At 66.1% G+C, this 17,288-nt stretch carries 19 protein-coding genes; 10 read left to right on the top strand and 9 right to left on the bottom strand.

Features of this window, described 5'->3' with window-relative positions:
• Positions 1–31: 31 nt before the first annotated feature.
• Positions 32–547, bottom strand: coding sequence for an LPS assembly lipoprotein LptE (locus tag FMZ75_RS10020; RefSeq protein WP_166142560.1), 516 nt, complete (start codon positions 545–547; stop codon positions 32–34).
• A gap of 169 nt (positions 548–716) precedes the next feature.
• Positions 717–3,332 (bottom strand): leucine--tRNA ligase, encoded by a 2,616-nt coding sequence (gene leuS, locus FMZ75_RS10025; RefSeq protein WP_166142562.1) that lies wholly within the window; start codon positions 3,330–3,332, stop codon positions 717–719.
• A 62-nt stretch (positions 3,333–3,394) separates the two neighbouring features.
• Here leuS and FMZ75_RS10030 point away from each other — a divergent pair, with 62 nt between their 5' ends.
• Complete coding sequence (locus FMZ75_RS10030) at positions 3,395–3,787, top strand: hypothetical protein (protein WP_166142564.1); 393 nt, start codon at positions 3,395–3,397, stop codon at positions 3,785–3,787.
• Positions 3,788–3,800: 13 nt separating this feature from the next.
• The gene (locus FMZ75_RS10035) at positions 3,801–4,475 is read left to right on the top strand and encodes a YggS family pyridoxal phosphate-dependent enzyme (RefSeq protein WP_166142566.1); all 675 of its coding nucleotides are present in this window, start codon (positions 3,801–3,803) and stop codon (positions 4,473–4,475) included.
• On the opposite strand, the gene FMZ75_RS10040 is transcribed toward FMZ75_RS10035, so the two are convergent.
• Positions 4,472–5,020, bottom strand: coding sequence for a L,D-transpeptidase (locus tag FMZ75_RS10040; protein WP_108917371.1), 549 nt, complete (start codon positions 5,018–5,020; stop codon positions 4,472–4,474). The two genes, FMZ75_RS10035 and FMZ75_RS10040, sit on opposite strands and share 4 nt — an antisense overlap.
• 60 nt (positions 5,021–5,080) lie before the next feature.
• On the opposite strand from FMZ75_RS10040, the gene FMZ75_RS10045 reads away from it, so the two are divergent.
• The 4 genes from FMZ75_RS10045 (at position 5,081) to FMZ75_RS10060 (ending at position 8,340) form a co-directional block, all read left to right on the top strand.
• Positions 5,081–5,749 carry a response regulator transcription factor gene (locus FMZ75_RS10045; RefSeq protein WP_166142568.1) on the top strand — a complete coding sequence of 223 codons (669 nt, stop codon included), beginning with the start codon at positions 5,081–5,083 and terminating at the stop codon, positions 5,747–5,749.
• Between the two features lie 39 nt (positions 5,750–5,788).
• Positions 5,789–6,226, top strand: coding sequence for a cyclic nucleotide-binding domain-containing protein (locus tag FMZ75_RS10050; protein ID WP_108917351.1), 438 nt, complete (start codon positions 5,789–5,791; stop codon positions 6,224–6,226).
• A gap of 36 nt (positions 6,227–6,262) precedes the next feature.
• On the top strand, positions 6,263–6,859 hold the full coding sequence (locus FMZ75_RS10055; protein ID WP_166142496.1) for a hypothetical protein: 597 nt from the start codon (positions 6,263–6,265) through the stop codon (positions 6,857–6,859).
• A gap of 149 nt (positions 6,860–7,008) precedes the next feature.
• Positions 7,009–8,340, top strand: a complete 1,332-nt coding sequence (locus FMZ75_RS10060) for a DUF3422 family protein (RefSeq protein ID WP_166142570.1) — start codon at positions 7,009–7,011, stop codon at positions 8,338–8,340.
• Positions 8,341–8,346: 6 nt separating this feature from the next.
• Here the strand turns inward: FMZ75_RS10060 and FMZ75_RS10065 are convergent, their stop codons facing one another.
• The 3 genes from FMZ75_RS10065 to FMZ75_RS10075 form a co-directional block, all read right to left on the bottom strand.
• Complete coding sequence (locus tag FMZ75_RS10065; protein WP_166142572.1) at positions 8,347–9,507, bottom strand: AAA family ATPase; 1,161 nt, start codon at positions 9,505–9,507, stop codon at positions 8,347–8,349.
• A gap of 35 nt (positions 9,508–9,542) precedes the next feature.
• The gene (locus tag FMZ75_RS10070; RefSeq protein ID WP_166142574.1) at positions 9,543–10,004 is read right to left on the bottom strand and encodes an META domain-containing protein; all 462 of its coding nucleotides are present in this window, start codon (positions 10,002–10,004) and stop codon (positions 9,543–9,545) included.
• Positions 10,005–10,135: 131 nt separating this feature from the next.
• Complete coding sequence (locus FMZ75_RS10075; RefSeq protein ID WP_024881173.1) at positions 10,136–11,131, bottom strand: D-glycerate dehydrogenase; 996 nt, start codon at positions 11,129–11,131, stop codon at positions 10,136–10,138.
• A gap of 241 nt (positions 11,132–11,372) precedes the next feature.
• Between FMZ75_RS10075 and FMZ75_RS10080 the strand changes: the two genes are divergently transcribed.
• Entirely contained in the window at positions 11,373–11,909 is a 537-nt protein-coding gene (locus FMZ75_RS10080; protein WP_166142576.1) for an SH3 domain-containing protein, read from the top strand.
• Positions 11,910–12,044: 135 nt separating this feature from the next.
• Here FMZ75_RS10080 and irrA read toward each other — a convergent pair whose 3' ends face one another.
• The gene (gene irrA / locus FMZ75_RS10085) at positions 12,045–12,476 is read right to left on the bottom strand and encodes an iron response transcriptional regulator IrrA (protein WP_246659815.1); all 432 of its coding nucleotides are present in this window, start codon (positions 12,474–12,476) and stop codon (positions 12,045–12,047) included.
• 216 nt (positions 12,477–12,692) lie between these two features.
• On the opposite strand from irrA, the gene fabA reads away from it, so the two are divergent.
• The 3 genes from fabA to fabI all read left to right on the top strand — a co-directional run bounded on the left by fabA (position 12,693) and on the right by fabI (position 15,363).
• Positions 12,693–13,208, top strand: coding sequence for a 3-hydroxyacyl-[acyl-carrier-protein] dehydratase FabA (fabA, locus tag FMZ75_RS10090; RefSeq protein WP_018267877.1), 516 nt, complete (start codon positions 12,693–12,695; stop codon positions 13,206–13,208).
• 88 nt (positions 13,209–13,296) lie between these two features.
• Entirely contained in the window at positions 13,297–14,520 is a 1,224-nt protein-coding gene (gene fabB, locus FMZ75_RS10095; RefSeq protein ID WP_166142578.1) for a beta-ketoacyl-ACP synthase I, read from the top strand.
• A 21-nt stretch (positions 14,521–14,541) separates the two neighbouring features.
• Entirely contained in the window at positions 14,542–15,363 is an 822-nt protein-coding gene (gene fabI / locus FMZ75_RS10100; protein WP_142862689.1) for an enoyl-ACP reductase FabI, read from the top strand.
• Here fabI and FMZ75_RS10105 read toward each other — a convergent pair.
• Together FMZ75_RS10105 and FMZ75_RS10110 are read right to left on the bottom strand one after the other, a co-directional pair.
• Positions 15,308–15,994: a response regulator transcription factor gene (locus tag FMZ75_RS10105; protein ID WP_166142580.1), complete on the bottom strand. Its 687-nt coding sequence runs from the start codon at positions 15,992–15,994 to the stop codon at positions 15,308–15,310. The two genes, fabI and FMZ75_RS10105, sit on opposite strands and share 56 nt — an antisense overlap.
• Positions 15,991–17,139, bottom strand: coding sequence for a sensor histidine kinase (locus tag FMZ75_RS10110; protein WP_166142582.1), 1,149 nt, complete (start codon positions 17,137–17,139; stop codon positions 15,991–15,993). The genes FMZ75_RS10105 and FMZ75_RS10110 overlap by 4 nt, the downstream gene beginning before the upstream one ends.
• Positions 17,140–17,288: the final 149 nt, after the last annotated feature.

The following is a 17,288-nucleotide window of genomic DNA, read 5'->3' on the forward strand; positions in this document are numbered from 1 at the left end:
AATAGCGAGCAGCTCTACTCGTTATTCGCTTTCATTTCGCCAAAGCCGTCGACACCCGCGTGCGGATCATATCGGAGATGACCTTGGCGTCGCGAATCTCGCCGTCGCGCGCGGCGCGCACATTGGCGAGACGATTGCTGAAACGGTCATAGCTGGCGACGCCGAAAGCGACGCCTTTGGTGATGACCTGCTCATCGGCGATATTGATGAGCTTATATTCGGCGTCGACGATCACCGTCGCCGATGTCGCGCGGCCTGTGACCGTATCGAGAATCGGCGTCTGCACACGCTCCTTCAGCGCGACCATGAGCCGATAGCGCGGCGGCTCGTCCGAGCCTGTGCCGTTCAGGGCGAAGATCAGCTCGTTGCGGACATAATGGCCGATGCGGTCCGGGATCGGATCGACCGCGACCGCATGAAGCTCCGCCGTCAGCGGGGCGTCGGTCCCGATGGGGCCATAGAGCGGCTGCACTGTGCAGGCCGAGAGCGCCAGAGCGGCGAAAACGCCGAAGACAGCCGGGCCAACGCCGGAAAGGGTGCGCCTCACCCTCCGCTTCAGGGGGAGGGTCGGACCGCAAAGTGGTCCGGGGTGGAGTCGCTTCCGAGACTCGGGCGTCACCCCCTCCCGCTCGCCTGCGGCGATCGACCTCCCCCCTCCAGGGGGAGGTGGAAACGCCCCTCGGCCCGATTCGGAAGGGGACAGAGCGCGCCGCCGTTCAAACGACCACATTGACGATCCTCTTGGGAACGAGAATGAATTTCTTCAACGGCTTGCCTTCCATGGCGCGCAGCACGGCCTCCTGCGTCAGCGCCTCCTCGCGGATCGTCGCCTCATCGGCGTCATGGGCCACGAGAATCTCCGCGCGCTTCTTGCCGTTCACCTGCACCGGCAAGCTTATCATGTCCTGCGCGACGAGAGTAGGATCGGCCTCCGGCCAGGGCGCCAGCGAGACGATCTCGGAATGGCCGAGATCGCTCCAGCACTCCTCCGCCACATGCGGCGTCATCGGCGCGATCAGCTGCACGAAGACGTCCGCCGCCTCGCGGAAGGCGAAGGCGAGATCGGCCGAGACCGGAACCGTCTCCACCTTGTCGAGCGCCGCGGTCAGCTCATTGGCGTATTCGCGAATGCGGGCGATCGCCGTGTTGAAGCGCAGACGCTCGATATTGTCGCCGACGGCGGCGATGGTGCGATGCGTCGCCTTGCGAACATCGAGCGCCGCCGCGCCGAATTCGGCCGGCGCCGAGGCCCCGACGGGCGCTGCGGCATTGGCCAGCTCGCCGGCCAGACGATAGACGCGCTGCACGAAGCGCCAGGCGCCCTGCACGCCCTCCTCCGTCCACACGACATCGCGGTCGGGCGGCGAATCGGAGAGCACGAAGAGACGCGCCGTGTCGGCGCCATAGCTCGCGATAATGTCGTCTGGGTCGACGGTGTTGCGCTTCGACTTGGACATTTTCTCGATCGCGCCGATCGCGACCTCCTCGCCCCCCTCGATGAGGAAGGCGCGGCGGCCGTTGCCGCCGGTCTCGAAGCGCAGCTCGCTGGGCGCGATCCATTTGCCGGAGGCGGCGCGATAGGTCTCATGCACCACCATGCCCTGGGTGAAGAGGCCGGCGAAGGGCTCGGCGACGCCGCCATGGCCGGTGTCGCAAATAGCGCGCGAGAAGAAGCGCGAATAGAGCAGATGCAGAATCGCGTGCTCGATCCCGCCTATATACTGATCCACCGGCAACCAGCGCGCGAGCTGCTCCGGCGCGGCGGGCGCCTTCTCATTGTGCGGATCGGTGAAGCGTGCGTAATACCAGGAGGAATCGACGAAAGTGTCCATCGTGTCGGTTTCGCGCCGCGCGGCGGCTCCGCATTTCGGACAGGCGACAGTCTTCCATGTCGGATGATGGTCGAGCGGATTGCCCGGCCTGTCGAAAGTCACATCCTCCGGCAGCTTCACGGGAAGATCGGCGTCCGGCACGGGCACGACGCCGCAATCCGGGCAATGAATGATGGGGATCGGACAGCCCCAATAGCGCTGCCGCGAAATGCCCCAATCGCGCAGCTTGTAACTGATCTTGCGCTCGCCCTGCGGACGGCCGTGCAGTTGCGCGGTCTCGAGGCGCTTGGCGACCTCCTCCTTCGCCTCTGCGACGGTGAGCCCGTCGAGAAAGCGCGAATTGACGAGCCGTCCCTCGCCGTCGAAAGCCGTCTCACTGACGATGAGAGTCGCAGGATCGACGCCCTCCGGGCAGACGACCGGCGTCGCGCCGAGGCCGTAAGCATTGGCGAAATCGAGGTCGCGCTGGTCATGCGCCGGGCAGCCGAAGATCGCGCCCGTGCCGTAATCCATCAGGATGAAATTGGCGACATAGACGGGCAGCGTCCAAGAGGGATCGAAGGGATGGACGACGCGCAGGCCCGTGTCATAGCCCTTCTTCTCGGCGGTCTCGATCGCCGCCACCGACGTGCCGATATGACGGCATTCCTCGGCGAAAGCGGCGAGCGCCGGGTCCTTCGCCGCGGCCGCGCGCGCGACCGGATGGTCGGGCGCCAGAGCGACGAATTTCGCGCCGAACAAAGTGTCCGGCCGCGTGGTGAAGACCTCGATCTCGCCCATCGGATCGCCGGCGATGGCGAAGCGCGCCAGCAGCCCTTCCGAGCGGCCGATCCAATTGCGCTGCATCAGCCGCACCTTCTCCGGCCAGCGATCGAGCGTGTCCAGCGAGGTGAGAAGATCATCGGCGTATTTGCCGATGCGCAGGAACCATTGCGTCAGCTCGCGCTGCTCGACCAGCGCGCCGGAGCGCCAGCCGCGCCCGTCGACGACCTGCTCATTGGCGAGCACGGTCATGTCCACCGGGTCCCAATTCACCTTGGACTGCTTGCGGTCGACGAGGCCGCCGGCGAGGAAATCCAGAAACAGCTTCTGCTGATGCTTGTAATAGGCCGGATCGCAAGTGGCGATCTCGCGCGACCAGTCCAGCGAGAGCCCCATGGATTTGAGCTGCGTCCGCATGCTGGCGATATTGGCGTAGGTCCAGGTCGCCGGATGCGAGCCGCTCTGCTGGGCGGCGTTCTCCGCCGGCAGGCCGAAAGCGTCCCAGCCCATGGGATGCAGCACGTCGAAGCCCTTGGCGCGCTTATAGCGGGCGATGACGTCTCCCATGGAATAATTGCGCACATGGCCGACATGGATGCGCCCCGATGGATAGGGGAACATTTCGAGCACGTAATATTTCGGCTTCGTCGCGTCGCCGGAGGTGAAAACCTGCCGCCCGTCCCAAATCTTTCGCCATTTGGGCTCGGCCGCGGCGAAGTCGTAGCGTTCTGGTCTCATGGGTTGCGAGCGGTCCTGATCGAATTGCGGAGTTTCGCCTGTAATGCCGGGCGGGGCGGGGCTTGTCAAAGGCGCCTCTCGCCGGGAAGCAGGGCGCGTGCTATATCCGGGCCATGTCGGCGCAAGTGCTCTTCAACCCCCTCGCCTATATCGATCGCCTCACCCGCGGCGGCTTCTCGCCCGAGCAGGCGCGCGCCTCCGCCGAGGCGTTGGAGACGGCGTTCTCCGAGAGCGTGGCCACAAAGGCGGACATCGGCGATGTTCGGCACGACATGGAATTGCTTAAGCGCGACCTCGCCGAAGTCGAGGGGCGGCTGAAGCGAGAGCTCATCGAGGTGGAAGGACGCCTGAAGCTGGAAGTCTCTCAGTCCAAGACGGATATTCTCCGGTGGGTGTTCGGCTTCAATCTGGTTCTCATCGGAGCTATTTTCACTATTTTGAAATTCGTCCGCTGAGGCCGAAACTCCCATGACCGTCGTCGATCGGCTGAACGCCGCCAAGGACGCCATCTCCTCACGCGCCCGCGATTGCGGCCGCGACCCGGCCGAGATCACCCTCGTCTGCGTCACCAAGACCTTTCCGGCCGAGGCGGCGGTTCCGCTGCTGGAGGCCGGCCATCGCGTCTATGGGGAGAACAAGGTGCAGGAGGCGCGCGCCAAATGGGGCGAGCTGCGCCGGCGCTTTTCCGGCGTCGAGCTGCACCTCATCGGCCCGCTGCAATCCAATAAGACACGCGAGGCGGTCGAGACCTTCGACGTCATAGAGAGCGTCGACCGACCCAAGATCGCCGAGGCGCTGGCCGAAGAAATGCGCCGCCAGGGCAAACGCCTGCGCCTGCTGGTGCAAGTCAACACCGGGGCGGAGCCGCAAAAGGCCGGCGTCCTGCCGCATGAGGCCGACGCCTTCATCGCCGAGTGCCGCGAGAAGCATGGGCTGGAGATCGCCGGGCTGATGTGCGTGCCCCCGGTCGGCGAGCAGGCCTCGCCGCATTTCGCCCTGCTCGCCGAGATCGCCGCCCGCAACGGGCTGAAAGAGCTCTCCATGGGCATGAGCTCGGATTACGAGCTCGCCATTCAGCTCGGCGCCACGCATGTCCGCATCGGCTCGGCCATTATGGGCGAGCGCGACTATTCGAAGCCTTAATCGACGACAATGCGGACACCGGCGGCGAGACGCGGCAGCAGCCGCGCCATATCGCGCGCCCGCAGCGCCACGCAGCCCGCCGTCGGCCCCAGCGTCTCCGTCGCTATATGGAAGAAAATGGCGCTGCCGCGCCCCAGCACGCGCGGGCGGATGTTGTAGTCGAGCACGCCGACGACATCATAGAGCCGATCGGACCGCCAGAGCCGCTCATGACCGAGCGGCGTCTTCCCACGCAACGGCCGGTTATAGAGAAAGGACCGGGCGTCGTCGCACCACAGATCGTCCGGACGGAGGAAGCGCGCGGCGACGGAGCGCGGAGTCGCAGCCCGGCCGCGCCGTAGATAGACATAGAGCAGCTCATGGCTTCCCGCCGGCGTCGCGCCATCGCCCTCGCGCTTGCGGCGCGTGATCCCGGAGCGGCCGAGCGCGCAGGGCAGCATGAGATCGCCCGCGATCAGCCGGCCCTCATGCTCCCGTCCGCCGATCCGCCGCGCGACCTTCAGCGCCGTGACCCCGCCGCGATGGCGGGAAAAACCCTGGCTCATCCCTCTCTCCACCTCGCCCTGCGCCTTGAACGGCGCTCGCCCTTGGTCGATCATAGGGCCATGACCGGAGCGCCGACGCCGCAAAAGCGCGCCATATTGCTGCTCGCCGCGGCGGGCTTGCGCGCATCTCTCGTCGAGCAGCTCGCCCGCTATCCCGAATTCGCGGTCGCGTCCGCCGCCTCCGCCGAGGAGGCGACGCGACTGCTCTCTGCGGGCGGTTGCGATCTTCTGCTCGTCGACGCCACGATCGGCGAGGCCTTCGCGCGCTCGGCCCGCGAAGACTTCCCCGGAACCGTCCTCCTCATCGGCGCGCCCGGCGACCCCACGTCGCCGCACGCTCCCGACTATATCGCGCGGCCCTTCCGGTTCGCCCATCTTCTCGCCCGCCTACGGGCGCCCGCGGAGCAGCCGGCGCATCCGATCGTCACGATCGGCCCCTATCGCTATCGGCCGGGCGCCTTCGAGCTCTCGGGCGTCGCCGACAGGCGCGTGCCGCTCACCGAGAAGGAGGCGGAGATACTGACGCGCCTCGCGGCGGCTGGCGGCGCGGTAGTGACGAAAGACATGTTGCTGCGCGAGGTTTGGGGCTATCATCCGACCGTGACGACGCGCACGCTGGAGACTCACGTCAGCCGGCTGCGGCGCAAGATCGAAACCGACCCGACCGAAGCCCGCCTTCTTCTCACCGAAAAGAACGGCTATCGATTGGTCTTCTCCCGCGCGCGCTGACCACGCCCGGCGAGACGCCCCGAAGAAAGCATCCGAGACATGGCTCTCGACGACGACATCGCCAATCTGAGACGCATTCCTCTATTCGAGGATTTCGAGATCGAGGCGCTGCGCCTTCTGACATTCAGCGCCGAGACCAAACTGCTGCGCGCCGGCGACGCGCTGTTTCGCCGCGGCGAGCCCTCCGACGGCGGCTTCATTCTGACCAATGGCTCCATCGCCCTCGAGAAGCATGATGACGGCCGTCCGGCCGAGCGCGTGCTGCGGCCCTTCGCGCTGATCGGCGAGACCGCGCTCATCACCGAGACGACGCGCCCGGCGACCGCCATAGCGCGCGAGCCGGCGACAATTCTCAAAATCACCCGCGCGCTGTTCCTGCGCATATTGGAAGAGTTTCCGGCGACCGCGACGCGCGTGCGCGCCCGCGTCGCCGCCCGCCTGACGCATTTCGCCAAAGAGCTGAAATTCGAGCCCTGATACAAAATGCTTTTGCGTCGCAGTAAGGAGGAGAAAATGCACAACTCATGGAAATCCGGCTTTTTCGCCGCGATCGGCGTGACCTTCGCCATCATAGTGTCCTCGGGAGACGCGCTCGCCGGCGTCACCAGCGTCGCCGGCAAATCGGTCGTCTCCCCGCCCGGCGCGATCGAAGCGGTCCATTACAGCCGCTATCCGCATCGCCATTACGTGCGCTACACACATCATCGTCGGCCTCTGCATCGACGTCACGCGCTGCGTTATTATCGCTATGGCTATGATCCGGCGGCGGCGGTCGTCACCTCGGCGGCGGCCGGCCTGATCGCGGCCGGAGCCTACGCGCCCAGTTACGCCTATCCCTACGATTACGGCTATCCCTACCCCTATCCTTACTATTCCGGCTATGGATGGGGCGGCGGCCCGGTCGTCTATGGCGGCGGCTGGGGCTATCGCCCCCGCTATGGCGGCGGCTGGGGCTATCGTCCCCATTATATCGGCGGATTCGGCGGGGGCGGATTCCACCGCGTCGGCGGATTCGGCGGCGGATTCCATCATGGCGGCTTCGGAGGCGGCTTTCATCATGGCGGCTTCGGTGGCGGCGGCTTCCATGGCGGCGGCTTTCATCACCGCTGACAGACGCAGCTGACGGCGAGGCGGCGACGCCTCGCCTTTTCGCTCGTTTTGTCACATTCCCGAGGCAGGCTCGCTCGCTATCCTCGAGAGCGATTCGGCGAGGACCTAGCTCGCCGGGAAGAGCAAAACGAGACGAGAGAGCAAAGAGCATGGCGTCAGACCAGGAGAGCGGCGCGCCCATCGTCGGACGCTTCGCCGAGCACGAAGCCCGCGCCGCGGTTCTCGCAGAATTGCACGCGCGGCCGTTCCTGCCGATCACCCTGCCGCAGCGCGTCTATCATTTCGCCTTCGCCACCAATGAGGAGGAGGCCAGGGCCGACCGCGCCGCTCTCGCCGATCTCTGCCGCGCCCATATGCTGGTTCCGCGCCCGGATGACGCCAAATTCCAGCGCCTCTCGATCGGCGATTGGCGACTGCGCTGGGAGCAGCATACGGAATTCACCACCTACACCTGGTCGACCGAGAAAGACGCCGGCGATCCCTTCACCCATCCCGATCCGATCGGAACCGGCGAGATCGCCTTTCGTCCTCCCGGCCGGCTGATCGTCGCCGCGCATCTATCGGCGATCGAGAGCGGCCATTCGCACGAGCCCTTCGTCAATTTGTTCAATTCGCAGAGCCTCTGCGTGATCCGCGCGGCCAAGGGCGCGGCGCATGTGATGACCGATTTCGCGCCCGACGCCTTCGGCTTCACCCGCCTATTGGTGAAAGCCAACGCCGTCGGCGCGCTGGAGATCGGACGGCTGATCCAGCGCGTGCTGGAAATCGAGACCTATCGCACGATGGCGCTGCTCGGCCTGCCGGAAGCGCGCGAGGCCGGACCGGAGCTGCGCGCCATGGAGCGCGAAATCTCCGACATCACCCAGGCGCTGAGCCGGACGCAGGACATGCGCACCAGCCGCGATCTGCTGAAACGCCTCAGCGACCTTCTGGCGCAGAGCGAGGCGCTGTCGACGCGCACGGCCTTCCGCTTCGGCGCGAGCCGCGCCTATCACGCCATCGTCAAGAATCGCCTCAATCTCATCCAGGAGGCGAAGGAGAGCCAATACACCACCATCTCGGCCTTCTTCAGCGCGCGGCTCGATCCGGCGATCGAGACCTGCAACGCCTTCGAGACGCGGCAGGCCCGTCTCGCCCGGCAGGTGGAGCGCGCCACTGATCTGATGCGCACCGGCATCACTTTCGAGATGGAGCAGCAGAACCGCGATCTGCTCGACGATATGAATCGCCGCGCGCGGTTGCAGATGCGCCTGCAAAAGCTGGTCGGCGGCCTCTCCATCGCCGCGCTCAGCTATTATGTCGCCGGCCTCTCGCTCTATTTCTTCAAGGGCGTGAAGGACGCCGGCTACCTGCCCTTCGGCTTCACCGGCGAGGAGGCGGCGGCCGCCGCCATGCCCTTCGTCATCTTCGGCGCCTGGGCCTTCTGGCAGCGCGTGAAGCGCCTCTCCGCCAAGGCGCAGGAAGAAGAAAAGGTGAGCTGACGCGCGTCAACGCTTCGGCCATTCCCAGCGCGGCCGGAAGGCCTCGCCGGCGAGGCGCGTTTCGCCGAAATCCTTGGTCAGCTCGATCGCGCGCGACTCCGGCTCGCTGACGAGCAGATCGGCCAGCTCGCGGCAATGCGTCACCACGACGATCTGCGACTTCTGCGCCGCGGCGGCGATGAGCCGCGCCAGAGCGGGAATGAGATCGGGATGCAGGCTCGCCTCGGGCTCGTCCAACGCCAGCAGCTCCGGCGGACGCGGCGTCAGCAGCGCAGCGATCAGCATCAGATAGCGCAAGGTTCCGTCGGAGAGTTCCGCCGCTTTCAACGGCCGCAGCAGCCCGTGCTGGCGCATGGCGAGCTCGAACCAGCCATCGCGCGTTTCAATCTCTATGGCGGCGCCGGGAAAAGCGTCGTCCACGGCCCGCGCGAGCCCTTCGGCGTCGCCGATCTCGAGAATGGTCTGCAACGCGGCGGCGATGTCCGCGCCGTCGTCGGCGAGGATGGGCGTATGCGTGCCGACCTGCGGTCTTCGGCAGGGCGCCTCCACATCCGTGCGCAGACAATCATAGAAGCGCCAGGACTGCAGCTTTCGGCGCACGGAAATCATCTCCGGCGCGGCGCGCGGATCGGAGAATTCCGTCATCATGCTCTCGAAATCCGCGATCGGCGTCGGAATCACGCGCCAGGTTCCGCTGTCGTCCATGGCGCGCAGCCCCGGGCCATGGCGATCGACGAGCAAAGCGGAAGGGCGGAACAAAGGCCCGGTCCAGACGCATTCGCGCTTGATCGCCGGATCGAGCAGAAAGGCGACGCCGAGACCGGGCGACGGAAAGCCGAGATCGACGGCGTAGGAGAGATCGCGGGCGCCGAAGCCGAGCCGCAATTGCACCGGCCCCTTGCGCACCACGCCTTGCACCGGATAGCGGCCAGCGCGCACGGCCCGGCCGATCTGCTCCGGCCCGGCCCAGAGGGTGGACTGAATGCCGCCTTCCCGCGCGAGCGAGTTCACCAGCCGTCCGCGGGCGGTGTCGGCGAGAAGGCGCAGAGCGCGATAGAGGCTGGATTTTCCGCTGCCGTTAGCGCCCGTCACGACATTGATCTGCGCGAGCGGGAGGATCAGCTCCCGCAGCGAGCGATAGCCGGAGACCGCGAGAACCTCGAGCATTGCGCGATCCTCGCCGGGCTCGAGCCCCGAACGGATCAGAGCGAACGGGTGAAGCGCAGCACGCCGCCCTTGGCGCCCTTGAGGATGAGGTCCGAGCCCTGCGTGTCCCAATAGGGGCCGGAGAGCATCACCTGCCAGAAATCGCGCTCGATCGCCTGAAGGGCGGGATCGCATTTGGCGTCGGCGACGGCGGGCATGGCCTTGGGTCCGAGCCGATTGCCGCCGACGACGAAAACGCCGGACCAGGATTTACAGCCGGAGAATCCCGAGCCGCGCATCGTCGTGTCGATGCGAATCCAAATGTCGGCGGGCGGAGCCTTGCCGTTTATGTCCTTGAGATTGAAAATATAATTATGCGGGAAGGGCTTGTAGTTCGGCGGCGGCTCCTGCGCCGTCGCCTCCTGCTGCTCCTTCTCCTTTTGCGCCGGCTTGCCCTTGGCCAGCGCGGGGCCGCAGGCGGCGAGGCCGACCAGAAGCGCGGTCAGAATTCGTCTCATCCTTCGATCCTTTTCGAGAACGATCCTTCGCGAATCGCTTCAGGAGAATGGCGCGCGTCTTGTGGTTTTTTTCCGAACGGAAAAGCGCCGGAAATCTCCGACGCGCGCGAGCGAGATGCGGAAACGCGCCCTCACAACATACTGGGCAGAACTCGATCGGGCGGGCGGTGCCCGTCCATGAAGGTCTTGATGTTGATGATGACCTTCTCGCCCATGTCGACGCGGCCCTCATTGGTGGCCGAGCCCATATGCGGCAGCAGCGTCACCTTGCCCGCCTTGGCGAGCTTGACGAGCTTGGGCGAGACGGCCGGCTCATGCTCGAAGACGTCGAGGCCCGCGCCGGAAATCTCGTCCGCCTCCAGCATTCGGATCAGCGCATTCTCGTCCACGATCTCGCCGCGGGCGGTGTTCACGATGATGGCGTGCGGGCGCAGCTGCTTGAGCCTGCGGGCGGAGAGCAGATGATAGGTCGCCGGCGTATGCGGGCAGTGGATCGACAGAATGTCGATGCGCGCCAGCATCTGGTCGAGCGATTCCCAATAGGTCGCCTCGAGCTGGTCCTCGATCTCGACCGGCAGGCGGCGGCGGTTGTGATAATGGATGGAGAGGCCGAAAGCGCTGGCGCGACGGGCCAGCGCCTGGCCGATGCGGCCCATGCCGACAATGCCGAGGCGCTTGCCGGTGATGCGATGGCCGAGCATCCAAGTGGGCGACCAGCCGCCCCAGGAGCCGTCTGGAATGGTGCGGGCTCCCTCGACGAGGCGGCGCGCCACGGCCAGGATGAGGCCCATTGTGAGATCGGCCGTGTCCTCGGTGAGGACGCCGGGCGTATTGGTGACGGTGATCGAGCGGCGCAGCGCCGAGGCGACGTCAATGTGGTCGACGCCATTGCCGAAATTGGCGATGAGCTTCAACTGGTCGCCGGCCTGGCCGATGAGGCCGGAATCGATGCGGTCGGTGATCGTCGGCACCAGCACATCCGCCGTGCGGACGGCCTCGACGAGCTCCTCGTGAGTCGCCGGCCGGTCGCTCACATTGAGGCGCGTGTCGAACAGCTCGCACATGCGGGTTTCGATCACCTCGGGGAGCCGACGTGTCACCACGACGAGCGGCTTCTTTTTCGCCATCTTCCCCTTCGTCCTCCCGCCTGGCTCGACCGATCTGTCCGGCGCCCGAGGGAACCGTTCCGCCGATCGCGCCTCGGGGCGGCTTTGCGTCTCTTCAACCATGTCTTAACGACGATGGATGAAAAGAGCGTTTCGCCGCCCACGCCCCTTTCCTATCGAACTTCCTAGCAGATGGCGGGACAAAGACAAGACGAGGCGTCGTTCGCAGCTGCGAGAGGCGTCTTCGGGGAGAAGAGTAGAAATGGACGAAAAGCCCCTTCCGAGCCGAAGATGCGCGGCCGCCGCGGTCCGTTTCATTATCGTCGCACTGCTCGTCGGCGCGGCGGCGAAGGCCGGCGCGCAGCAGCAGACCGGCTCGGCGTCCGGTCTGCCGCTGCCGCGTTATGTCAGCCTCAAATCGGACCGCGTCAATCTGCACGAGGGCCCGAGCAAGGAGCACCCGACGCTCTGGGTGTTCGAGCGCGCCGGCCTTCCGGTTGAAATCACCGCGGAATTCGAGATTTGGCGGAAAATTCGCGATTCGGAGGGAACCGAGGGCTGGGTGCTGCATTCGCTGCTCTCGGGCCGCCGCACCGCCCTCGTCGCGCCCTGGAAGAAGGAGCCGATCCTCGCCTACGCCAGCGATAGAACGACGCCGATGGCGAAACTCTCGCCCGGCGTCGTCGCCAGTCTGCGCCGCTGCGACGGCTCCTGGTGCCGAGTCTCGGGCGAGGGCTTCGACGCCTATGTGAAGCAGGAGGGCCTGTGGGGCGTCTATCCGGGGGAGAAGATCGAGTGATCGAGCGCCGAAGGCGCTCGGGAGGGGGGCGCCGCGCTCCAAGTCTTCGGGCCGCGCCCCAAGTCTTCGGGCTCACTCCACCCCGGACGGATTCACCGTCCGACCCTCGAGGGGAGGTGAAGCGCCCTCGGATCCTCAGTCCTCGTCCTTGCACAGGCGGACCACCACATCGACTCGGGCGATCCTCATGCCCGCGGGCGGGGCCGGCAGGCTGGCGACGTCGACATGGGCGCCGGGAATGTCGACCAGCCCTTCGCCGTCGAGCAGAAAATGATGATGCTCCGACACATTGGTGTCGAAATAGATGCGCGCGCCATCGACCGCGATCTCGCGCAAGAGGCCGACATCGGTGAATTGATGCAATGTGTTGTAGACGGTGGCGAGCGAGACCGGCAGATCGGCGGCCAGCGCCTCCTCGAACAGCTTTTCGGCGGTCACATGGCGGTCGCCCTTGCCGAACAGCAGGCCGCCCAGCGCGACGCGCTGGCGCGTCGGCCGCATTCCGGCGGCCATCAGCCGGCTGCGCAGCCGCCGCAAGGCGTCGACCCGCTCCGTCGCATCGACCATGGCTCGCTCGACCGTCATTCGCCTCTCATTCCCGCCCGGCAATGTGTCTCTTCGCTTACAATAGGGAAGCTCGGGCATAGAGACAACTTTTTCCTCGCCGGCGCATAACGAGCGGCTCGCCCCCTTTGACCCGGCCGGCGCCTATGTTAACGAATGCGGCTTCCGGCCGGCGGCGCGACCGGGAATCGTCACGTCGAAGACGCAAAAAGGAACATCATGAGCGAACGGCGCTCGTCTTTCGGATATGAGGATCTGCTCGCCTGCGCGCGGGAGGAGCTGTTCGGTCCCGGCAATGCGCAGCTTCCGCTGCCGCCCATGCTCATGTTCGACCGAATCACAGAAATTTTCGAAGAGGGCGGCGCGCATGGCAAAGGCTATGTGCGCGCCGAGCTGGACATTAATCCGAGCCTCTGGTTCTTCGACTGTCATTTCAAGGGCAATCCGGTGATGCCAGGGTGCCTGGGCGTCGATTCGCTGTGGCAGCTCACCGGCTTTTTTCTGGGCTGGCTGGATCTGCCCGGCCGCGGCATGGCGCTCGGCGTCGGCGAGGTGAAATTCAGCGGCCAGGTGCGGCCGCACAATAAGCTCGTCCGCTACGGCGTCGATTTCAAGCGCGTGTTCAAATCCAAGCTCGTCCTCGGCATCGCCGATGGCTGGGTGGAGGTGGACGGCGAACGTATTTACGAAGCGAAAGACCTGAAGGTCGGTCTCGCCAAGCCCGAAGCCGCGTGACGGCCTGACGGAACGCCGATCGGGGCGCGCGAGACGCCGCCATAACCAGACGGGACGACCGAGCCCGCCGGCGCGAGGGAGTTTGGACATGAGAAGAGTGGTCGTGACCGGCATGGGCGTCGTTTCGTCCATCGGCAATAATACGCAGGAAGTCGTCGCCTCTCTGCATGAGGCGAAGTCGGGCATCGTCAAGGCGGACAAATATGCCGAGCTCGGCTTCCGCTGCCAGGTGCATGGCGCGCCGACTCTCGACCCGTCCACCCTCCTCGACCGGAGAGCCATGCGCTTCCACGCCATGGGCACGGCCTGGAATCATGTCGCCATGGACCAGGCGATTCTCGACTCCGGCCTCGCGCCGGACGAGATCTCCAATGAGCGCACCGGCATCATCATGGGCTCGGGCGGCCCTTCGACCAAAGTGGTGGTCGAATCCGCCGATATCGCCCGCACCAAGGGGCCGAAGAAGGTCGGCCCCTTCGCCGTGCCCAAGGCCATGTCCTCCACCGCCTCGGCGACGCTCGCCACCTGGTTCAAGATCAAGGGCGTGAACTATTCCATCTCCTCGGCCTGCGCGACATCGAATCATTGCGTCGGCAACGCCTATGAGATGATCCAATGGGGCAAGCAGGACATTATGTTCGCCGGCGGCTGCGAGGAGCTCGAATGGGAGCTCTCCGTGCTGTTCGACGCTATGGGCGCCATGTCCTCCTCCTATAACGACCGCCCGGCCACGGCCTCGCGCGCCTATGACAAGAACCGCGATGGCTTCGTCATCGCCGGCGGCGCCGGCGTGCTGGTGCTGGAGGAATATGAGCGGGCCAAGGCGCGCGGCGCGAAGATCTACGCCGAGATCGCCGGCTATGGCGCGACCTCGGACGGCCATGACATGGTCGCCCCTTCCGGCGAAGGCGCGATGCGTTGCATGCGCCAAGCGCTCGCCGGCGTGAAGACGCCGATCGACTACATCAATCCGCACGCCACCTCGACGCCCGTCGGCGATCTGAAAGAGATCGAAGCGATTCGCGAGGTCTTCGGCCGCGGCGACAAATGCCCGCCGATCTCGGCGACGAAATCGCTGACCGGCCATTCGCTCGGCGCGACCGGCGTGCAGGAGGCGATCTATTCGCTGCTGATGATGCAGAACGGCTTCATCTGCGAGAGCGCCAATATCGAGGAACTCGATCCCGAATTCGCCGATATGCCGATCCTGCGCGAGCGGCGCGACAATGTCGCTCTGCGCGCCGTGCTCTCCAACTCCTTCGGCTTCGGCGGCACCAATGCGTCGCTGGTGTTCAAGCACCCGGACGCCTGACGAGAATAGGACCAATCAAAGATGACGGTTTCAACGGGCCTCATGCAGGGCAAACGCGGCCTTGTCATGGGAGTCGCGAATGATCATTCCATCGCCTATGGCATAGCACGAGCGCTGGCGCGGCACGGCGCCTCGCTCGCCTTCACCTATCAGGGCGAGGCGCTCGGCAAGCGCGTCCGCCCGATCGCCGAGGAGCTCGGCTCCAATCTGGTGATCCCCTGCGATGTGGAAGATGTCGCGTCCCTCGATTCCGTCTTCGCGCGGCTGCAGGAGGAATGGGGCGAGCTGGATTTTCTGGTCCATTCGCTCGCCTATTCCGACAAGAGCGAGCTGAAAGGCCTCTACGCGGACACATCGCGCGAGAATTTCATCCGCACCATGGTCATCTCCTGCTTCTCCTTCACCGAGGCGGCGAAACGCGCCGCGGCGATGATGAAGAATGGCGGGACCATGCTCACCGTCTCCTTCGGCGGCGGCACGCATGTGATGCCCAATTACAACGTCATGGGCGTCGCCAAGGCGGCGCTCGATTCCTCCGTCCGCTATCTCGCGGCCGATTATGGCGCGCGCGGCATTCGCGTGAACGCCATCTCGCCCGGCCCTGTTCGCACCATGGCCGGCGCCGGCATCACCGGCGCGCGCGCGATGGGCGCGTTTCAAAAAGCGCATGCGCCTTTGCGCCGCATGATCACGCTGGACGAGATCGGCGGCTCGGCGCTCTATTTCCTGTCGGAGCTGTCGGGCGGCGTGACCGGCGAGATTCACCTCGTCGACGCCGGCTACAACATCATGCTGCAGCCGCGCCCCGAAGATTTGAACGGCGGCGCCGCAGCGGCGGATTAGGCTCGCGTCCCTCGCTCGCCTTGACGCTGGCGGCGATCACCGAGAGCCGCGCCAGCTCGACCAGCGTGCCGATATTGGCCTTGGCCATGATATTGGCGCGGTGCAGCTCCACTGCGCGCAATTCGAGGCCGAGCCCTTCGGCTATGTCGCGGCTCGGCCGGCCTTTGGCGACACCGGCCAGCACGCGCCGCTCATCCTCGCTCAGCCCGCCGAAGCGCGCGAGCGCGGCGCGCGTCTCGGCGTCTATGTCGCCTTCGCCGCGCCGCGCCGCCAGCGCGCGCCGCACGGAGGCGAGCAGCGCCTCATCGTCGAAGGGCTTTTCCAGAAGATCGCTGGCGCCGGCCGCCATCGCCTCCACCGCGAGGGAAGCGCCGGCGCAGGCGGTGATGATGACGACGGGAGGCGTCGCCCCGGAGGCGCGCAGCCGCCGCGTCAGCTCGACGCCGGTCATATCCGGCAGCCGCATATCGGCGACGATGCAGCCCGATGTCTTCGGCCCCGCCTCGGCGAGACATTCCTCCGCCGCGCGATAGGCGCGCGAGCGAAAGCCGCGCGAGCGGAACATCAGCGTCAATGCGTCGCGGATCGCCGGATCATCGTCCACGAGGTGCACGAGCGGCGCTGGTCTCATAGGCTGGCCCTTTCCGCGAGAGGAAGCGTGAAGCTGAAAATCGCGCCGCCGCGCGGATTGGGCTCGGCCCAAATGCGTCCGCCATGCGCCTCGACAATGGAGCGGGAGATCGAAAGCCCTATGCCCATTCCGCTCGCCTTGCTGCTGCGGAAGGGCTGAAACAGCGCGCCGGCGCCGTCCTTCAGACCATGGCCGGTGTCGGCCACATCGAGCCGCGCATAGCCGTCGGCGGCCGAGGTGGAGAGCGACAGCTCGCGCCGCGGCGCGCCGTCCATCGCCTCGACGGCGTTGCGCATGAGATTGACGATGACCTGCTGGATCTGCACGCGATCGGCGAGAACCTCGTCATTCTCGGCCTTGGCGGCGACGCTGATCTGCGCGCCGACCTGGCGCGCGCTGGCGACGCCCAGCGATTTCGCCTCCTCGACCAGAGCGCTGAGGCTCTGCACCGTCTTCACCGATTCGCCGCGCGTGACGAACTCGCGCAAGCGGCGCACGATATCGCCGGCGCGCATCGCCTGCGCCCCCGCCTTGTCCAGAATATCCTCGACCTCGCTGCTCTGCTTGGGCTTGCGCTGCAGCAGCCAGCGCGCAGTGCGGACGTAGGTCGCGATGGCGGAAAAGGGCTGGTTGATCTCATGCGCCAGCGCGGCGGCCAGCTCGCCCATTGCGGCGAGCCGTCCGGCATAGGCGAGCTCCGAACGCAGCTCGCAGAGCAGCGCCTCGGCGGCGCGCTCCTCGGTGAGATCGCGAATGACGGCGATGCGCTGGCGAACGGCGCCGCGCGTCTCGTTTATGGCGAGCGAGATCGGGAAGGTCGAGCCGTCGTCGCGGCGAGCGAGGCCGTCCGACCGCCGCTCCCCCGCCGCGATACGGCTCTGGGGCAGCAGAAGCGCAGCCTCGCGGCCGAGCAGCGCCTCGGCCGAGCAGCGAAACAGCGCGCCTGCGGCGCCATTGACGCCGACCACCACGCCCTTGTCGTCGATCGACAAGACGGCGTCCGACAGACATTCGAGGACGGCCTCCAGCCGCGCCGCCTCGGCGTGGCGCAAATCGTCCCCGCCCCCCGCGGCGCGGCGGGAAGGCCGCGTCGTCGCAGAAGTCTCTCGGAGCTCGGCGTGCGAATCGCTCGACGATCGGTCCATCGGCGAGTTCCCTCGAAACCTATTCGCTCTCGAAAAAGCCGGCGCACCGCCAAACCATCGCCACGGTCGCCGCCCCGGAGTATTCTCCTCTGCCAGCGGGTTTCAATTCCGCAATCACGCGCAATGCACAGAATTCAGATGTGAATTGC

The organism is Methylosinus sp. RM1 (assembly GCF_011378635.1).
Taxonomy (GTDB): domain Bacteria; phylum Pseudomonadota; class Alphaproteobacteria; order Rhizobiales; family Beijerinckiaceae; genus Methylosinus; species Methylosinus sporium.